The 17,569-nt window shown below is 72.1% G+C and carries 17 protein-coding genes and 1 tRNA gene; 6 read left to right on the forward strand and 12 right to left on the reverse strand.

The window, feature by feature from the left end; all coding sequences use genetic code 11:
• The first annotated feature begins 77 nt into the window (after positions 1-77).
• Genes bioB through bioD form a run of 4 tightly spaced genes read left to right on the forward strand, consistent with a single transcriptional unit; the run spans position 78 to position 4,232 of the window.
• Positions 78-1,136: a biotin synthase BioB gene (bioB, locus tag ACFQQI_RS05340; protein WP_378559009.1), complete on the forward strand. Its 1,059-nt coding sequence runs from the start codon at positions 78-80 to the stop codon at positions 1,134-1,136.
• Complete coding sequence (locus tag ACFQQI_RS05345) at positions 1,133-2,410, forward strand: adenosylmethionine--8-amino-7-oxononanoate transaminase (RefSeq protein WP_378559012.1); 1,278 nt, start codon at positions 1,133-1,135, stop codon at positions 2,408-2,410. Before bioB ends, ACFQQI_RS05345 begins: the two co-directional genes overlap by 4 nt.
• A complete protein-coding gene (locus ACFQQI_RS05350; protein WP_378559015.1) occupies positions 2,410-3,546 on the forward strand; it encodes an 8-amino-7-oxononanoate synthase in 1,137 nt (378 codons plus the stop codon). The genes ACFQQI_RS05345 and ACFQQI_RS05350 overlap by 1 nt, the downstream gene beginning before the upstream one ends.
• Positions 3,543-4,232 (forward strand): dethiobiotin synthase, encoded by a 690-nt coding sequence (bioD, locus tag ACFQQI_RS05355; protein WP_378559018.1) that lies wholly within the window; start codon positions 3,543-3,545, stop codon positions 4,230-4,232. Before ACFQQI_RS05350 ends, bioD begins: the two co-directional genes overlap by 4 nt.
• 83 nt (positions 4,233-4,315) lie before the next feature.
• Here bioD and ACFQQI_RS05360 read toward each other — a convergent pair.
• The 6 genes from ACFQQI_RS05360 to ACFQQI_RS05385 all read right to left on the reverse strand — a co-directional run bounded on the left by ACFQQI_RS05360 (position 4,316) and on the right by ACFQQI_RS05385 (position 7,694).
• Positions 4,316-4,388, reverse strand: a tRNA-Ala gene (locus ACFQQI_RS05360).
• Positions 4,389-4,474: 86 nt separating this feature from the next.
• A complete protein-coding gene (locus ACFQQI_RS05365; protein ID WP_378559021.1) occupies positions 4,475-5,092 on the reverse strand; it encodes a histidine phosphatase family protein in 618 nt (205 codons plus the stop codon).
• A 150-nt stretch (positions 5,093-5,242) separates the two neighbouring features.
• Complete coding sequence (gene rsfS, locus ACFQQI_RS05370; RefSeq protein ID WP_378559023.1) at positions 5,243-5,620, reverse strand: ribosome silencing factor; 378 nt, start codon at positions 5,618-5,620, stop codon at positions 5,243-5,245.
• On the reverse strand, positions 5,617-6,252 hold the full coding sequence (nadD, locus tag ACFQQI_RS05375) for a nicotinate-nucleotide adenylyltransferase (RefSeq protein WP_378559878.1): 636 nt from the start codon (positions 6,250-6,252) through the stop codon (positions 5,617-5,619). Before nadD ends, rsfS begins: the two co-directional genes overlap by 4 nt.
• Entirely contained in the window at positions 6,249-6,401 is a 153-nt protein-coding gene (locus tag ACFQQI_RS05380) for a hypothetical protein (protein WP_378559025.1), read from the reverse strand. Before ACFQQI_RS05380 ends, nadD begins: the two co-directional genes overlap by 4 nt.
• 42 nt (positions 6,402-6,443) lie before the next feature.
• On the reverse strand, positions 6,444-7,694 hold the full coding sequence (locus tag ACFQQI_RS05385) for a glutamate-5-semialdehyde dehydrogenase (protein ID WP_378559027.1): 1,251 nt from the start codon (positions 7,692-7,694) through the stop codon (positions 6,444-6,446).
• A gap of 46 nt (positions 7,695-7,740) precedes the next feature.
• Here ACFQQI_RS05385 and ACFQQI_RS05390 point away from each other — a divergent pair, with 46 nt between their 5' ends.
• Positions 7,741-8,541: an SDR family NAD(P)-dependent oxidoreductase gene (locus tag ACFQQI_RS05390; protein WP_378559030.1), complete on the forward strand. Its 801-nt coding sequence runs from the start codon at positions 7,741-7,743 to the stop codon at positions 8,539-8,541.
• Here the strand turns inward: ACFQQI_RS05390 and ACFQQI_RS05395 are convergent.
• From ACFQQI_RS05395 to ACFQQI_RS05415, 5 genes are all read right to left on the reverse strand, one after another.
• The gene (locus tag ACFQQI_RS05395; RefSeq protein WP_378559033.1) at positions 8,534-9,358 is read right to left on the reverse strand and encodes a phosphotransferase family protein; all 825 of its coding nucleotides are present in this window, start codon (positions 9,356-9,358) and stop codon (positions 8,534-8,536) included. The two genes, ACFQQI_RS05390 and ACFQQI_RS05395, sit on opposite strands and share 8 nt — an antisense overlap.
• 29 nt (positions 9,359-9,387) lie before the next feature.
• Positions 9,388-10,353 (reverse strand): electron transfer flavoprotein subunit alpha/FixB family protein, encoded by a 966-nt coding sequence (locus tag ACFQQI_RS05400; RefSeq protein WP_378559036.1) that lies wholly within the window; start codon positions 10,351-10,353, stop codon positions 9,388-9,390.
• A gap of 24 nt (positions 10,354-10,377) precedes the next feature.
• Positions 10,378-11,163 (reverse strand): electron transfer flavoprotein subunit beta/FixA family protein, encoded by a 786-nt coding sequence (locus tag ACFQQI_RS05405; protein WP_378559039.1) that lies wholly within the window; start codon positions 11,161-11,163, stop codon positions 10,378-10,380.
• Positions 11,164-11,334: 171 nt separating this feature from the next.
• Positions 11,335-11,676 (reverse strand): hypothetical protein, encoded by a 342-nt coding sequence (locus ACFQQI_RS05410; RefSeq protein WP_378559042.1) that lies wholly within the window; start codon positions 11,674-11,676, stop codon positions 11,335-11,337.
• 115 nt (positions 11,677-11,791) lie between these two features.
• On the reverse strand, positions 11,792-12,571 hold the full coding sequence (locus ACFQQI_RS05415; protein WP_378559045.1) for an enoyl-CoA hydratase/isomerase family protein: 780 nt from the start codon (positions 12,569-12,571) through the stop codon (positions 11,792-11,794).
• Positions 12,572-12,641: 70 nt separating this feature from the next.
• Between ACFQQI_RS05415 and glgX the strand changes: the two genes are divergently transcribed.
• Positions 12,642-14,804 carry a glycogen debranching protein GlgX gene (gene glgX / locus ACFQQI_RS05420; protein ID WP_378559048.1) on the forward strand — a complete coding sequence of 721 codons (2,163 nt, stop codon included), beginning with the start codon at positions 12,642-12,644 and terminating at the stop codon, positions 14,802-14,804.
• Positions 14,805-14,981: 177 nt separating this feature from the next.
• Here glgX and glgP read toward each other — a convergent pair whose 3' ends face one another.
• On the reverse strand, positions 14,982-17,567 hold the full coding sequence (gene glgP / locus ACFQQI_RS05425; RefSeq protein ID WP_378559051.1) for an alpha-glucan family phosphorylase: 2,586 nt from the start codon (positions 17,565-17,567) through the stop codon (positions 14,982-14,984).
• Positions 17,568-17,569 lie beyond the last annotated feature (2 nt).

Raw genomic sequence — 17,569 nt, forward strand, 5'->3', positions numbered from 1 at the left:
GGTTGCCGTGGTGTCGCGACGGCCCTAACCTGAACGCCGTTCACCTGAACGTCGTTCAGGAACCGCCGAGGAGACCCATGACTGCCACCTTCGACCAGCTCGCCGACCGGATCCTCGCGGGAGAGGCCGCGACCGAGGCGGACGCCCTGGCCGTCCTCCGGGCCGACGACGCCGAGCTGATGCACGTGGTCGCGGCCGCCGGCCGGCTCCGGCGCAGGCACTTCGGGAACACCGTCAAGGTCAACTACCTCGTCAACCTGAGGTCCGGCCTGTGCCCGGAGAACTGCAGCTACTGCAGCCAGGCGCTCGGCAGCAAGGCGCCGATCCTGAAGTACTCCTGGCTCTCTGTCGACCAGACCCTCGAGCAGGCGAGCGCCGGCCTGCGCGGTGGCGCCACGCGGGTCTGCCTGGTCTCCTCCGGCCGCGGGCCCTCCGACCGCGACATCGACCGGGTCACCGAGCTGACCGAGGCCATCAGGAGCGAGTACGCCGACGTCGAGCTCTGCGCCTGTCTCGGACTGCTCCAGGACGGCCAGGCAGAGCGACTGCAGGCGGCGGGCGTCGACGCCTACAACCACAACATCAACACGGCCGAGTCCCACCACGAGGCCATCGTCCAGACCCACACGTACGCCGACCGGGTCGACACCGTCGGCAAGGCCAAGGCGGCCGGGTTGTCCCCGTGCTCGGGCCTGATCGCCGGCCTCGGCGAGACCGACGAGCAGCTCGTCGAGGCGCTGTTCGCGCTCCGCGACCTCGACGCGGACTCGATCCCGGTCAACTTCCTGATGCCGTTCGACGGGACCCCGCTCGAGGGCACCTGGGAGTTGTCCCCGATCCGCTGCGTGAAGATCCTGGCGATGGCTCGGTTCGTCTGCCCGGACGCGGAGATCCGCATCGCCGGCGGCCGCGAGATGCACCTGCGGACCCTGCAGGCCCTCGCGCTGCAGGTCGCGAACTCGATCTTCCTCGGCGACTACCTCACCTCCGAGGGCCAGGACGCGCGCGCCGACCTGCAGCTGCTGGAGGACAGCGGGTTCGTCGTCCTCGGCGCCGACGCCGCACCCGCCGGCGAGGCGCACGACCCGGCGATCCGGCGACGGGGCGCCGGCACCGACGTACCGGCGAACGCATGACCGTGGACGAGTACGCCGCACTGCTCGCGTTCGACCGCGAGCACCTCTGGCACCCGTACAGCTCGATGACCGAGCCGTCCCCGGTCCGGATCGTCACGGGTGCGTCCGGGGTGCGCCTCACCTTCGCCGACGGGTCGGAGGTCGTCGACGCGATGTCGTCGTGGTGGTCGGCGATCCACGGCTACCGGGTCCCCGAGCTCGACGCGGCCCTGGTCGAGCAGAGCGCGTCGATGAGCCACGTCATGTTCGGCGGGCTGACGCACGCTCCGGCGGTGCGGCTGGCCGAGCGCCTCGTCGCGATCACCCCGGCTCCGCTCCAGCACGTCTTCCTCGCCGACTCCGGGTCGGTGAGCGTCGAGGTCGCGATCAAGATGACGCTGCAGCACCAGCGTGGGCTGGGCCGTCCGGAGCGCACCCGGCTGCTCACGGTCCGCGGCGGCTACCACGGGGACACCTTCGGTTGCATGAGCGTCTGCGACCCCGTCGGCGGGATGCACTCGATGTTCGCCGGGGCACTCCCTCGGCAGGTCTTCGCCGACCGCCCGCCGGCGCCGGGCGGCGACGTCGCCGGGTGGGCCGACGGGGTCAGGCGGCTCGCGGCCGACCACGCCCACGAGCTCGCCGGGATCATCGTGGAGCCGCTCCTCCAGGGCGCCGGCGGCATGCACGTGTACGACACTGCGTGCCTGACGGTGCTGCGGGAGGTCGCCGACGAGCACGACCTCGTCCTCGTCTTCGACGAGATCGCGACCGGGCTGGGCCGCACCGGCGACCTCTTCGTCAGCGAGCGGGTGACCCCGGACATCCTCTGCGTGGGCAAGGCCCTCACCGGCGGCTACCTGACGCTCGCCGCCGTCCTCACCACCACCGACGTCGCCCGAGGCATCTCGGCGAGCGAGTCCGGCGTGCTCATGCACGGCCCGACGTTCATGGGCAACCCGCTCGCCTGCGCGGTCGCGCTGGCCAGCCTCGACCTCCTGGAGCGCCTCGACTGGCGCACCGAGGTCGCCCGGCTCAACGCCGCGCTCGCCACCGGCCTGGAGCCGTTGCGCACCGCCGCCGGAGTCGCCGACGTCCGCATCGTCGGGGCCGTCGGCGTCGTCCAGCTCGACCACCCCGTCGACGTCGCGAAGGCGACCCGGGCCGCGCTGGAGGAAGCCGTGTGGCTGCGCCCGTTCCGGGACCTGATCTACACCATGCCTCCGTACATCACCGACGTCGCCGACGCCGATCGCATCTGCCGCGCCATCGCCCGCGCGACCGAGGTCGCCTGATGGACAGCGGGTCGGCCCGCTGGGCCGACTGGCTCGCCGACCGGGCCGCGGCGCGCGACGCCGCCGGTCTCACCAGGCGCCTCTCCGCCCGCGGGCCCGACGACTCGGTCACCGACCTGGCCGGCAACGACTACCTCGGCCTCAGCCGCCACCCCGACGTACGCCGCGCCGCGGCCGACGCCGCCCTGCTGTGGGGCGCCGGCGCGGGCGCGTCCCGCCTGGTCACCGGCTCCCTGACCCTCCACCGCCGGCTCGAGACCGAGCTCGCGGACTGGCTCGGCCAGCCGGCCGCCCTGGCCTGCTCCACCGGCTACCACGCCAACCTCGCCGTGGTGACCGCACTCGCCGACCGCGACGCGCACGTCGTCTCCGACGCCCACGTCCACGCCTCCCTCATCGACGCCATCCGGCTCTCCCGCGCGCACCTGACCGTGGTGCCGCACAACGACGTCTCCGCCGTGCGCGCAGCGCTCGCCGCGACACCGGGACGCCGGACCCTCGTGGTCACCGAGTCCGTCTACTCGGTGCTGGGCGACGAGGCCCCGCTGGTCGAGCTCGCCGACGCGTGCCGGCAGCACGGCGCGTGGCTCCTGGTCGACGAGGCACACGCCGTCGGCGTCCACGGCGCCGGTCTCGTGCACACCCGCGGCCTCGCCGGCCGCGACGACGTCATCGTCGCCGCGACCCTCTCCAAGAGCCTCGGCAGCCAGGGCGGAGCCCTGCTCGGCTCCGCCTGCCTCGTCGAGCACCTCGTCAACACCGCCCGGCCGTTCATCTTCGACACCGGGCTGAGCCCCGCCGCCGCGGCCGGCGCGCTGGCGGCCACCCGGATCGCGCGAGCACGCCCCGACCTCGCCGCGACGATCCACCGCCGCGTGGTCGCGCTCGCCGACCTGCTCGGCGTGCCGACTCCGGCAGGCGCCGTGCTGTCCGTGCCGATGCCGTCGCCCGTCATCGCGGTGGCCGCCCAGGCGGACCTCCTCGCCGAGGGCCTGCGGGTCGGCTGCTTCCGGCCACCCTCCGTGCCGGACGGCGTCTCCCGGCTGAGGATCACGGTCAGCGCCGGCACACCGGACGACGAGTGGGAGCGGGCGACGAAGACGCTCGATGCGGTCGTCCGCACGACCCGACGATGACCGGCGACGTCCTCATCGTCACCGGCACGAGCACCGGCGTCGGGAAGACCGTCGTCACGGCGGCGCTCGCCGCCCACGCCCTGGCGCACGGCGACGACGTCACCGCGGTCAAGCCGGTGCAGACCGGCGCCGCCGACGGCGACTCGGACGCCCACGAGATCCACCGCCTGACCGGCGTCGAGGCGCACGAGCACACCAGCTTGCCGGAGCCGCTCGCCCCCGACACGGCCGCCCGGCGCGCCCACCGCGACATCCCCTTGGTCGCCGAGCACGCCCACCGCATCCGGGACCTGGCCGGCACCCACGACCTGGTGCTGGTCGAGGGCGCCGGTGGGCTGCTCGTCAGGCTCGACACCGCCGGCGGGACCCTGCTCGACCTCGCCGACGCCCTCCGCTCCGAGTCGCCCCTCAGCGTGTCGTTCGTCATCGTCACCACGGCGACGTTGGGCACGCTCAACCACACCGAGCTCACCGTCGCCGCCCTCCGTGCGCGCGGGTACGAGCCCATCGGCCTCGTCATCGGCGCCTGGCCGGCCGCTCCCGGGCTCGCCGAACGCTGCAACCTCGACGACCTGCCCCGCACCACCGGCCTCCCCGTGCTGGGCGTCGTGCCGGACGGCGCCGGCGCCCTCTCGCGCCCGGCCTTCCTCGAGGCCTCGGCGAGCTGGCTCGACGCGAGTACCTAGACGACTGCTGCCGAAATGCGATCAGGCCGTGTCCTGAAGCTCCTCATGGGGAGTTCGGAACACGGCCTGACCTGCACCTTCGGTGGAGCTGAGGGGACTCGAACCCCTGACCCTCTGCATGCCATGCAGATGCGCTACCAGCTGCGCCACAGCCCCAAAACTCGTTGCTTCCCGTACGGGTGACAACTCGCGGAATACTAGCCAACGGATTCGCGGGATGCGAAATCGGGGTCCCCGGTGCGTCAGGACGCTGTGCGGTTGTAGGCGATCAGCCGCAGCGGGCCGCCCGGCTCCGCCTCGTCGAGCTCGACCCAGCCGCAGTTCGCCAGGCCGTGCAGGGCGGCGCGCTCGGTGACCGGCCAGCCGAGCAGGACGGGTACGGCGTCGCGGACCGCAGCACCGTGGGACACCGCGACGGCGACCTCCCCGGGGCCGATCGAGGCGAGCAGGTCACGCACGGCCGCGACGACCCGGGCCGCGACGTCGGCGGCCCGCTCCCCGCCGGGGACGACGTCGAAGTCGCCCGAGCGGAAGGCCGCGAACTCCTCGGGCGCGAGCGCGGCGTACTCGTCGTGGGTCAGGCCCTGGCGCCCGGCGAGGAAGTACTCGCGCAGGCGAGCGTCGTGGACGGCGTCGAGCCCGGTCTCCTTGGCGAGGTACGCCGCGGTCTGCCGGGCGCGGGCGCTGTCGGACGACCAGAGCGCCGCGGGGCGCATCGCGGCGACGACCGGCGCGACGGCGGCGGCCTGCCGGTGCCCGGTGTCGTCGAGCTCGGCCTCGAGCTGGCCCTGGACCCGGCGGGCGGCGTTCCAGGCGGTCTGGCCGTGCCGGAGCAGGACGAGGCGCTTGGGGCGTGTCACCCAATCCGGGACGCCTGCTGCGCGCCGCCCAGGACGCACGCTGGCTGCGTTGCCGTCGCTCATCAGACGCCCGGTATGCCTTCGCTCCGGCGCCTTGCCATCGCACGCCCCGGACGACGCTCGCGACGGCGCCGAATTGGGAGACACGCCCTAGCGCTCATGCGAGACGACGTCGGCGGGCAGCTGGATGGTCGGGCAGTCGCGCCAGAGCCGCTCGAGCGCGTAGAACTGCCGCTCCTCCTCGTGCTGGATGTGCACGACGATCTCGCCGTAGTCGATGAGCACCCAGCGGCCGTCGCGCTCGCCCTCGCGGCGGACCGGCTTGGCGCCGATCTCGCGGAGCTTGTCCTCCACCTCGTCGACGATCGCCTTCACCTGGCGGTCGTTGGTGGCCGACGCGAGCACGAACGCGTCGGTGATCGCGAGCTGCTCGCTGACGTCGAAGGCGACGATCTGCTGGGCGAGCTTGTCGGACGCCGCGCGGGCGGCGGCGTGCACGAGCTCGAGAGCGTGGTCGGTCGCGGTCACGTTTCTTCCTTGGGGTAGAGGTGGTGCTTGGCGATGTACTGGACGACGCCGTCGGGCACGAGGTACCAGACCGGCTCGCCGCGGCGGGTCCGATCGCGGCACTCGGTGGACGAGATCGCCAGCGCGGGGATCTCGACCATCGTGACCCGGTCGGAGGGGATCTTGGCCAGGGTCTGGTCGTCCATGGTGTAGCCGGGCCGGGTGCAGCCGACGAACTGCGCGAGCTCGAACAGCTCCCCCGCGTCCCGCCAGGTGAAGATCTCCGCCAGCGCGTCTGCGCCGGTGATGAAGTAGAGATCGGCGTCCGGCAGCTGCGCCCTCAGGTCGCGCAGCGTGTCGATCGTGTACGTCGGGCCCTGCCGGTCGATGTCGACGCGGGAGACGGTGAACCGCGGGTTGGACGCCGTCGCGACCACCGTCATCAGGTACCGGTGCTCGGCCGGCGTGACGACGCGCTGCGCCTTCTGCCACGGCGCGCCGGTCGGCACGAAGACGACCTCGTCGAGGTCGAACCACGCCTGCACCTCCGACGCGGCCACGAGGTGCCCGTGGTGGATCGGGTCGAACGTGCCACCCATCACCCCCACACGTCGACGCGCGCGGGAGCCGGGGGCCGGCCGGCTGGTCGTCAGCTGTGCTCTCGTCCGGCGCCGAAGACGAGCAGCGCGAGCAGCATCCCGATCAGGATGGCGAGAGTCACGCCACCGACGAGCCACTCGTTGGGCACGTTCTCGTTGATGTGCTCCTCCGCGGCGAGGGCGACGACGTACGGGTTCGGCATGGCCGACAGCCTACCGGTCCGGCTCGGCGTCCGGACGGGTGGTCAGCGCACGTGCCCGTCGCCGGTGACGACGTACTTCGTCGACGTCATCTCGGGCAGCCCCATCGGCCCGCGGGCGTGCAGCTTCTGGGTGCTGATCCCGATCTCGGCGCCGAAGCCGAACTCGCCGCCGTCGGTGAACCTCGTCGACGCGTTGACCAGCACAGCCGCGGAGTCGACGGCGGCGGTGAAGCGGCGCGCGGCCGCCACGTCCTCGGTGACGATCGCCTCGGTGTGGTGGCTGGAGAAGCGCCGGATGTGGGCGATCGCCGCGTCGAGGTCGGGTACGACGGCCGCGGAGATGTCCAGCGACAGGTACTCCGTCGCGTGGTCGTCGTCGGTCGCCGCGACGACGCCGTCGTGGGCCTGGAACGCCTCGTCGCCGTGGATCGTGACGCCGGCGTCCTGGAGCGCGGCGACCACCCGCGGCACGAACGTGTCGACGAGGTCGGCGTGCACCAGCAACGACTCCGCGGCGTTGCAGACGCTGGTGCGGTGGGTCTTGGCGTTGAGCACGATGGCGAGCGCCCGGTCGAGGTCGGCCGCGCGGTCGACGTAGACGTGGCAGTTGCCGACGCCGGTCTCGATCACCGGCACCGTCGACTCCTCGACCACCGAGCGGATCAGCCCCGCTCCCCCGCGCGGGATCAGCACGTCGACGTGGCCGCGGGCGCGCATCAGCGCCTTGACGCTGTCGTGGCTGTCGCCCGGCACGAGCTGGACGGCGTCGGCGTCGAGCCCGGCGCCCTCGACCGCCTCGCGCAGCGCGGCGACGATCGCGGCGTTGCTCGACCGGGCGCTGGAGCTGCCGCGGAGCAGCACCGCGTTGCCGGACTTCAGGCAGATGCCGGCCGCGTCGGCGGTGACGTTGGGCCGCGCCTCGTAGATCATCCCGACCACGCCGAAGGGCACCCGCACCTGGCGCAGCTCGAGACCGTTCGCGAGGGTGCCGCCGCGGACCACCTCGCCGACCGGGTCGGGCAGGCCGGCCACGTCGCGCAGGCCCTGGGCCATGCCGGCCACCCGCTCGGGGGTGAGCCGCAGCCGGTCGACGATGTTCGGCGGGGTGCCACCCGCCTCCGCGCGGGCCACGTCCTCGTCGTTGGCGGCCAGGATGTCGGCCTCGCGGGCGAGCAGCGACTCCGCCATCGCCTCGAGGGCCGCGTCCTTCGCCGCGCGGGTCGCGAGCGCGAGGCCGTGGCTCGCCGTACGGGCCCGCTCGGCGACGGCGAGCACGTCCTGCTGGGTCGTCATGTCGCGAGGGTAGTTCGGCGGGACCGCCGACTCCTACGCTGCCAGCATGCAGACTCGGGGCAACGTGTTCGCGGTGACCGGCGGTGGCAACGGGATCGGGCGCGAGGTGGTGCTGGCACTGCTGCGCGACGGCGCGCGCGTCGCCGCGATCGACCTGCGCGGCGACAGCCTCGCGGAGACGGCAGCGCTGGCCGGAGCCGGCGAACGGCTCAGCAGCCACGTCGTCGACATCACCGACCGGGCCGCGGTCGAGGCCCTGCCAGCGGCCGTGGTCGAGGCGCACGGCCGCGTCGACGGGCTGGTCAACGTCGCCGGGATCATCCAGAAGTTCGTGCCGTTCGCCGACCTGCCCTACGAGGAGATCGAGCGGGTGCTCTCCGTGAACCTGTGGGGTGTCCTGCACACGTCCAAGGCGTTCCTCCCCCACCTCCTGGACCGGCCGGCGGCGTGTCTCGTGAACGTCTCCAGCATGGGCGGGCTCGCGCCCGTGCCGGGGCAGACGATCTACGGCGCCAGCAAGGCCGCAGTCAAGCTCTTCACCGAGGGCCTGTACGCCGAGCTCCTCGGGTCGCGCGTCGCGGTCACGACCGTCTTCCCCGGCGGCGTCGGCACCGGCATCGCCGACAACTCCGGCGCCGCCGTGCCCGGCATGGACGAGTCGAGCGACCTGGCCGCCAACCTCACCGCGCCGGACGACGCCGCGCGCCAGATCGTCGAGGGCATCGAGAAGGGCAGCTACCGCGTGGTGATCGGCCGCGACGCCCGGATGGTCGACCGGATGACCCGGTTGGCGCCGCGCCGGGCCACGGAGCTCATCGCGAAGCGGATGGCCGGCCTGCTCAGCTGACGGCGTGGATGTCGCCGGACGCCAGGATCGCTTCGACGCGCACCGCGGCCCGGTCGGCGACGGGGTTCTGGCCGGCACGCGAGGCGAGCTCGGCCAGCGCGTAGAGGTCGGCGGCCCGGGCGAGCTCGATCGCCCGCGCCGGCGGGGTGCCGCGCAGCTCGGCGTACGCCCCCAGGACGGCGTCGACGTACGCCGGCTGGCGGTCGAAGCGCAGCACGTTGCCGAGGTCGGTGAACGGGTGGCCTGCGTGGGCGAACTCCCAGTCGAGCAGGCCGGTGACCTCCAGCGAGTCGGGGTCGAGCAGCAGGTTCTTCGAGTTGAGGTCGCTGTGCACCAGGCAGCTGCGGGTCTCCTCGTCGAGGAGCGCCTGCGCCGCCACCCCCACCGCGCCGAGCGACTCGGGCAGCGTGAGGTCGTAGGGCTCGATCGTCAGGTCGCCGTCCACGAAGAGGCCGCGCCGCAGCACCGGCATCCCGCCGAGGGTGCCGGCGATCCGGCCGACCGACTCCCCGGACCGCCGCAGCCCGGACTCATCGAGGGTCGGCAGCAGCAGGTCGCCGCGGACGCCGGGGAGGTACGACGTGACCATCAGCGCCGGCAGGCCCGCGTCGGGGTCGGCGCGGCGTACCTCCAGCACCTCCGGCACCGGCAGCAGCCCGCGCACCAGCCGCAGCAGCGCGGACTGGATCTCGGCCGCCTCCGCGGGATGGCGAAGGCCGGCGAAGAGCCGCACCACGGTGCGCTCTCCGCCGGCCTCGGCCAGGAAGGTCTCTCCGGACCAGCCGCCCTCGAGCGGCTCGAGGGACGCGAAGTCCACTCCGGTGTCAGATCTCGAGACGCCCGGGCTCACGCCTTGCGCTTGTTGATCTCCTCGGTGGCGGTCGGGAGGACCGAGTGGAGGTCCCCGACGACACCGAAGTCGACGAGCTCGAAGATCGGGGCCTCTTCGTCCTTGTTGACGGCCACGATGGTCTTCGAGGTCTGCATGCCGGCGCGGTGCTGGATCGCACCGGAGATGCCGTTGGCGACGTAGAGCTGCGGCGACACGGTCTTGCCGGTCTGGCCGACCTGGAAGCTGTGCGGCATCCAGCCGGAGTCGACGGCGGCACGCGAGGCACCGACCGCGGCGCCGAGCGAGTCCGCGAGGCCCTCGATCGGCTCGAAGTTGCCGCCGGTGCCGCGACCACCGGAGACCACGATCGCGGCCTCGGTGAGCTCGGGGCGACCGGTCGCCTTGCGCGGCTGCGAGGCCACGATCTGCGCCTTCTTCGCGGTGTCGGAGATCGTCGCGGAGAACTCCTCGACGGTGCCGGCGCCCGCGGACTCCTCCGGAGCGGCGGAGTTGGGCTTCACGGTGATGATCGGCGTGCCCTTGGTGACCTTGCCGGTGAGCGTGAAGTTGCCGGCGAACACGCTCTGCGTGGCGACCCCGCCCTCCTGCACGTCGACGGCGTCGGTGATCAGGCCCGACTCGAGCTTGATCGCCAGGCGGGCGCCGATCTCCTTGCCCTCGGCGGAGGACGGGATCAGGATCGCGGCGACGCCCCCACCCGACTGGGCCTTCTCGGCGAGCTGCTGCAGCGCCTCGGCCTTGGGGGCCACGAGGTAGCCCTTGATCTGCGCGTCGTCGACGACGTAGACCTTCTCGGCGCCGTACTTCTTCACCTTCTCGGTGACGTCGGCGGCCTTGTCGGCCGCGCCGATGAAGACGGCCGAGGGCTCACCGAGCCGCTTGGCGATGGTGAGGAGCTCGTACGTCGGCTTGCGGACCGCGCCGTCGACGTGGTCGATGAGAACGAGAACTTCAGACATGGGTCAGCGCTCCGCTTTCGGGGGTCAGATGAACTTCTTCGAGGCGAGGAACTCGACCAGCGCCGTGGCGCCCGAGCCGTCCTCGTCCTTGACGATCTCGCCGGCGGTGCGCGGCGGGCGGGCCGTGGTCTCCTCGACCGTGGTCCACGCGGCGTCGAGGCCGACCTGGCTCGCGTCGACGCCGATGTCGCTCAGCGACCAGGTCTCCAGCGGCTTCTTCTTCGCGGCCATGATGCCCTTGAACGACGGGTAGCGGGCCTCGCCCGACTGGTCGGTCACCGACAGCACCAGCGGCATCGTGCCCCCGATCACCTCGGTCGCGGTGTCGTCGTCGCGCTTGACACGCACCTGGTCGCCCTGCGTCTCGACGACGGAGGCGAGCGTGACCTGCGGGAGGTCGAGCCGCTCGGCCAGCATCGCCGGGACGACGCCGCCGGAGGCGTCGGTCGAGGCCATGCCGCACATCACGACGTCCGGCGACTTCCCAGAATCAGAGCTCAGCTTCTCGATGGCCTTGGCCAGCACCAGCGAGGTGGCGACGTAGTCGGAGCCCGCGATCGCCTCGTCGCTCACGTGGACGCCCTTGTCGGCGCCCATCTGCAGCGCCTTGCGCACCGCGTCGAGGGCCTTCTCGGGGCCGATGCAGAGGGCCGTGACCTCGGTGTCGTCGCCGGCCTTCTCCTTCAGCTGGAGAGCCTGCTCCACGGCGTACTCGTCGAGCTCCGACAGCAGGCCGTCGACGCCGACACGGTCCACGGTGTTGTCCGACTCGAACTGCCGGTCGGCAGTGGCGTCGGGGACGTACTTCACACAGACGACAATGTTCATGGTGGTGTGGCCGGGACGGCCCCTCCTGTGTCCGATTCCGAGGCACGCGGAGACGCGGCCTCAATCCAGGGATGTGGTCGTGAGGCTACCGTCGCGTAGGAACCGCCGAAACTCGGAGCGGGGTCGGATACGTCACAGCCCACCCAGCGGGAGTCAGGGCCGGACAATGCGCTCCAGGATGCGACCGACGACGAGGTAGGCGACCGCGCCGAGGCCCCAGTTGGCCAGCGCGCTCTTCGTCGCGGCGTCCTTGCCCTCGAAGGTGAAGATGCCGTTGTCGCGCGAGAAGACGCCGAGGTCGATGGCGTCGGCGGCGTCGAGGACGAACGACACGAGCGCGTTGTCCTGGTTGGCGTCGAGCGCGATCAGCAGCGCTCCGGTGGCGAGCAGGAGTGCGCAGACCACCGCGACCAGCCAGATCACCTGGGCCAGCCGGGTCCGCACCATGGCGACGCCACCGCTGTTGTTCTGACGCTCGGCCACCCTCGTCGCCACCTGCCTCACCCTGTCCTGGTCGCCCTCGCCGCGCAGGGTGTCCTGCCCGGTCGCTCGGGGCGACCATCCCCATCCGGGGCGCTTCGCAAACCGAGAGTATGCCGCCAGTGGCCCGTCAGCGTCCGACGAACGACGCCTTCCCGGGGCCGCTCTCCACGAAGGAGGCCATGCCGATGGTCCGGTCCTCGGTCGCGAACAGCGCGGCGAACTGCTGGCGCTCGATCTCGAGCCCGGTCTCGAGGTCGACCTCGACCCCGCGGTCGATGCTCTCCTTGGCCGCGCGGACGGCGTACGTCGCGGCGCCCGCGAACTGCCCGGCCCACGCGACGGCCTCGTCGTAGACCGCGCCGGCGGGCACCACGCGGTCGACCAGGCCGATGGCCAGCGCCTCGTCGGCCTTGACGAAGCGCCCGGTGAAGATCAGGTCCTTCGCCTTGCTCGGGCCGACCAGGCGGGTGAGCCGCTGGGTGCCGCCGGCGCCGGGGATGACGCCGAGCAGGATCTCGGGCTGCCCGAGCACGGCGTCCTCGGCCGCGAAGCGCACGTCGGCGCACAGCGCCAGCTCGCAGCCCCCGCCGAGCGCGTAGCCCGTCACCGCTGCGACGACCGGCTTCGGGATCTTGGCCACGGCGGTGAACGACGACTGCAGGGCACCGGAGCGCTTGACCATGTCGGTGTACGACATGTCCGCCATCTCCTTGATGTCGGCGCCGGCGGCGAAGACGCGCTCCCCGCCGTACAGGACGACCGCCTTGACGTCGTCACGCTCGGTGGCCTCGAGGGCGACGGCGCGGATCTCCTCCTGCACCTGGACGTTGAGGGCGTTCATCTTCGGCCGGTCCAGCCTGATCGTCCCGACCCCGTCGGCCACCTCGAGTCGCACGAACTCGCCCATCACGCACCACGCCTCTCGTCACTCCAGTTCATCGGATCCGGTCTCGGGCATTGTGCCGTCATCGGCAAGAATGGCGCGGGTGACCCCTGGACTGTGGAGGAGCCGCGGCGAGCGCGCACCGGTGTGGCCGGGCCGCAACTGGCCGCTCGGGTCGACGTGGTCGCCGGAGTCGACGAACTTCGCGGTGCACGCGCCCCAGGCGTCCGCCGCCTGGGTGTGCATCTTCGACGAGCACGGTGGTGAGCGGCAGCACCGGCTGACCGAGCAGGCGCTGGGCATCTGGCACGGCGCGATCCCCGACCTCGCGCCGGGGACGCCCTACGGCTACCGGATCGCCGGCCCCTGGGACCCGGCGCAGGGCCTGCGGTTCAACCCCAACAAGCTCCTGCTCGACCCGTTCGCCCGCGCCGTCTCGGGTGAGGTCACCGTCGACCCCGCGATCTTCGGCTACATCCACGGCGACCCGGAGACGATGGACACCCGCGACTCCGCGCCGTACGTGCAGCGCAGCGTGGTCGTCGACGACCGCTTCGACTGGGGCGGGGAGGCGCCGCTGCGCTACCGCTGGCGCGACACGGTCATCTACGAGATGCACGTCAAGGGCATGACGATGCTCCACGACCGGGTGCCCGAGGAGCTCCGGGGGACGTACGCCGGGCTCGCCTCGCCCGCGGTCATCGACTACCTCAAGGACCTCGGCGTCACCGCGGTGGAGCTGCTGCCCGTGCACCAGTACGTGCCCGAGCCGGCACTGGTCGAGCGCGGCCTCACGAACTACTGGGGCTACAACTCCATCGGATTCTTCGCGCCCCACAACGCCTACTCCGCCTCCGGCGACCGCGGCCAGCAGGTCACCGAGTTCAAGCAGATGGTCAAGGCGTTCCACGACGCCGGCCTCGAGGTGCTCCTCGACGTGGTCTACAACCACACCGCCGAGGCCGGCCCGCTCGGGCCCACGCTGTCCTTCCGGGGCCTCGACGACCGCGGCTTCTACTGCCGCTCGGGCGACGGCGGGTCGACCGCGCCGTTCCAGGACGCCTACTGGGACGTCACCGGCTGCGGCAACACCGTCGACGCGTCGAACCCCTTCGCGCTGCGGCTGATCCTCGACTCGCTGCGCTACTGGGTCACCGAGATGCACGTCGACGGCTTCCGCTTCGACCTGATGTCGGCGCTGACCCGGGTGGACCACCGGGTCGACATGAACAACCACCTGCTGATGGCGATCGGCCAGGACCCGATCCTGCGCCACGTGAAGCTGATCGCCGAGCCGTGGGACGCCTCGATGGACGGCTACCGCGTGGGCGAGTTCCCGCCGCCGTGGGTCGAGTGGAACGACCAGTACCGCGACGAGATCCGCGACTTCTGGCGCAACCACTCCCCCGGCATCCGCACCGTGGCCACGCGGCTCGCGGGCTCCTCCGACCTCTACCTGGACGACGGGCGCTCGCCGTATGCCTCGATCAACTTCATCACCGCGCACGACGGGTTCACGCTGCGCGACCTCGTGTCCTACGAGCGGAAGCGCAACGAGGCGAACGGCGAGGACAACCGCGACGGCACCGACAACAACCGGTCGTGGAACCACGGCGCCGAGGGCGAGACCGACGACCCGACCGTCGTCGGCGTACGACGCCGGCAGGCGGCCAACATGATGGCGACCCTGTGCCTGTCGAACGGCGTCCCGATGATCACCGCCGGCGACGAGCGCGGGCGCACGCAGCGCGGCAACAACAACGCCTACGCGCAGGACAACGAGGTCTCGTGGATCGACTGGCGCGCCGACGACGCCTGGCTCGACGTCTACGAGATCACGAAGACCGCGCTGCGGCTGCGCCGTGAGCACCCGGCGCTGCGCCAGCGGCACTGGTTCGAGGGGCGGCCGACGATCCGCGGCGGCCCCAAGGACCTCGCGTGGCTGCACCCGTCCGGGCGCGAGATGACCGGCGACGACTGGCACGACCCCAACCTGCGCGCGATCGGGATGTTCGTGTCGGGCGACCCGCTGCGCGCGCCCGGGCCGAGCGGCGAGCAGCAGGTCGACAAGTCCTTCATGCTCTGGTTCAACTCCGACTGGCTGCCACAGCGCATCACGGTCCCCGAGAACGACTGGGTGCAGGCCGGTGAGGTCGTGCTCTCCACCGACTTCCGCCTGCCCGTCGGCACCCAGGTCAAGGCCGGCGACCGGATCGCCATCGGCCGACGCACGGTGGTCGTCTTCCGCGACGTGTGAGCGAGGACGCGCCAGCGGACTCGCTGTTGGTGGTCGTTTCGGCAGGCTCAACGCAAGGAGCAAGCGGCGCGACCGAGCTTGCGAGGTCGCGACCCGCGTGTCGAGACCCGGTGACGTGCGTGCCCACGGTGACCTCGACAGCTCCGGGGTCTGGGCAAGCTCGACCACCGAAGCGCGCTATGGCAGCGCGACGACGCCGAGCTCGGAGGAGGTGGCCAGCAGGTCGTTGTGGGGTACGACGCGGACGGTGTACCCGAACGAGCCGGAGTGGTCGAGCACGACGTCGCCGTCGAAGCGGTGCCGGCCGGCCTCGTAGGACTCCGCGAGGTGCAGGACGTCGACGGTCGTGTCGACCAGCTCGTCCTCGCCGGTGCTGCGGCCGTGCACGAGCTGGACGTCGACGTCCTCCGGGGCGAGGTCGCCGAGGGCGATGAACGCCCGCACGCTCATGGAGTCGCCGACCTCCGGGGCGTCGCCCACACCGCTGCTCTCGACGTGCTCGACGCGGACGCCGTGCCAGCCGGTGCGCACCCTCTTCTTCCACGCGGCGAGCTGGACGGCGCCGGCGTAGTCGGAGTTGAGTCGGCGGCCGGTGGTGGCGGCCGGCAGGTAGAGCTCGCGGACGTAGTCGCGCACCATCCGGGTGGCGAGCACCTTCGGGCCGAGCGACTTCAGCGTGTGCCGGACCATCTCGATCCAGCGGGTCGGGACGCCCTCGTCGTCGAGGTCGTAGAAGCGCGGGGTGACCTCGTTCTCGATGAGGTCGTAGAGCGCCGCCGCCTCGAGGTCGTCGCGGTGGTCGACGTCCTCGACGCCGTCGGCCGTGGGGATGGCCCAGCCGTTGTCGCCGTCGTACCACTCGTCCCACCAGCCGTCGAGCACCGACAGGTTGAGGCCGCCGTTGAGGGCGGCCTTCATGCCCGACGTGCCGCACGCCTCGTAGGGACGCAGCGGGTTGTTGAGCCACACGTCGCAACCGGGGTAGAGCGGCTGCGCCATCGCGATGTCGTAGTTGGGCAGGAAGACGATGCGGTGCCGGATCTCGGGGTCGTCGGAGAGCCGCACGATGTCCTGGATCAGCTTCTTGCCGCCGTCGTCGGCCGGGTGCGCCTTGCCGGCGATCACCAGCTGCACGGGGCGCTCCGGGTGCAGCAGCAGGCTCTTGAGGCGCGCGGGGTCGCGCATCATCAGCGTGAGCCGCTTGTACGACGCGGCGCGCCGTGCGAAGCCGATCGTGAGCACGTCGGGGTCGAGCGCCGACTCGATCCAGCCGAGCTCGGCGCGGGCCGAGCCGCGCTCCTCCCACGACCGGGCGAGCCGCCGACGGGCGTCGGTCACGAGTCGCTCGCGGAGCTGGCGCTTGACCGCCCACATCTCCGTGGAGGGAACCTTGTCGACCGCGGCCCAGAACGCCTCGGTGTCGTCGCTCTCCGGGTCGGCGCCCTGGCTGGCCGCCAGTTCGATGACCTCGCGGCCGACCCACGTCGGGGCGTGCACGCCGTTGGTGATCGAGCTGATCGGCACCTCGGCCTCGTCGAAGGCCGGCCACAGGCCCTTGAACATGCCGCGGCTGACGTGGCCGTGCAGCTGCGAGACGCCGTTGGCGCGCTGCGCGAGCCGGAAGCCCATCACCGCCATGTTGAAGACACCCGGGTCGCCTCCCTCGTAGTCCTCGGCACCCAGCGCGAGCACCCGCTCCACCGGTACGCCGGGCGTGGCGCCGGCGTCGCTGAAGTACTGCTCGACCAGGGTGCGTGGGAAGCGGTCGATGCCGGCCGGCACCGGGGTGTGGGTGGTGAAGACCGTGGACGCGCGACCTACCTCGAGGGCGGTGTCGAAGTCGAGGCGCGGGCCGCCCTCGGCGACCGTGAGCTCGCGGATCCGCTCGAGGCCGAGGAAACCGGCGTGGCCCTCGTTGGTGTGGAACACCTCGGGTTCCGGGTGGCCGGTGATCCGCGCGTAGGCGCGCAGCGCCCGGACGCCGCCGACGCCGAGCAGCAGCTCCTGGCGCAGGCGGTGCTCGCTGGTGCCGCCGTACAGGCGGTCGGTCACGTCCTTGTAGTGGTCGGGGTTGCCCTCGACGTCGGCGTCGAGCATCAGCAGCGGCACCCGGCCGACGCTGGCGACCCAGATCCGCGCGAGCAGCTCGGGGCCGTCGGGCAGCGCGATGCTGATCGTCGCGCGCTCGCCGTTCTCCTCGCGCAGCAGCGAGATCGGGAGGCCGTCGGGGTCGAGGACGGGGTAGGTCTCCTGCTGCCAGCCCTCGCGGGACAGCGCCTGCTTGAAGTAGCCGTGGCGGTAGAGCAGGCCGACGCCGACGATCGGTACGCCGAGGTCGCTCGCGGCCTTCAGGTGGTCGCCGGCGAGGATGCCGAGGCCGCCGGAGTACTGCGGCAGCACGGCCGTGATGCCGAACTCCGGCGAGAAGTAGGCGATCGAGGCAGGCCCGTCGACCCCCGCGGCCTGGCGGCGCTGGTACCAGCGGTCGCCGGTGAGGTACTGCTCGAGGTCGGCGCGTGCGCCGGCGAGCTGCCCGAGGAACGCGTCGTCGACGGCGAGCTCCTCGAACCGGCGGCGGCTGACGGCTCCGAGGAGCCGCACCGGATCACCGCCGACCTCGGCCCACAGCCGGGCGTCGACGGCCTCGAAGACGTCCTGCGTCTCGGGGTGCCAGGACCAGCGGAGATTGCCGGCGAGCTCACCGAGCGCGGCGAGGGCCGGAGGCAGCACGGGACGGACGGTGAATCGACGAATGGCACGCACGA

The organism is Nocardioides sp. GCM10030259, from assembly GCF_042666375.1.
Classification (GTDB): domain Bacteria; phylum Actinomycetota; class Actinomycetes; order Propionibacteriales; family Nocardioidaceae; genus Nocardioides.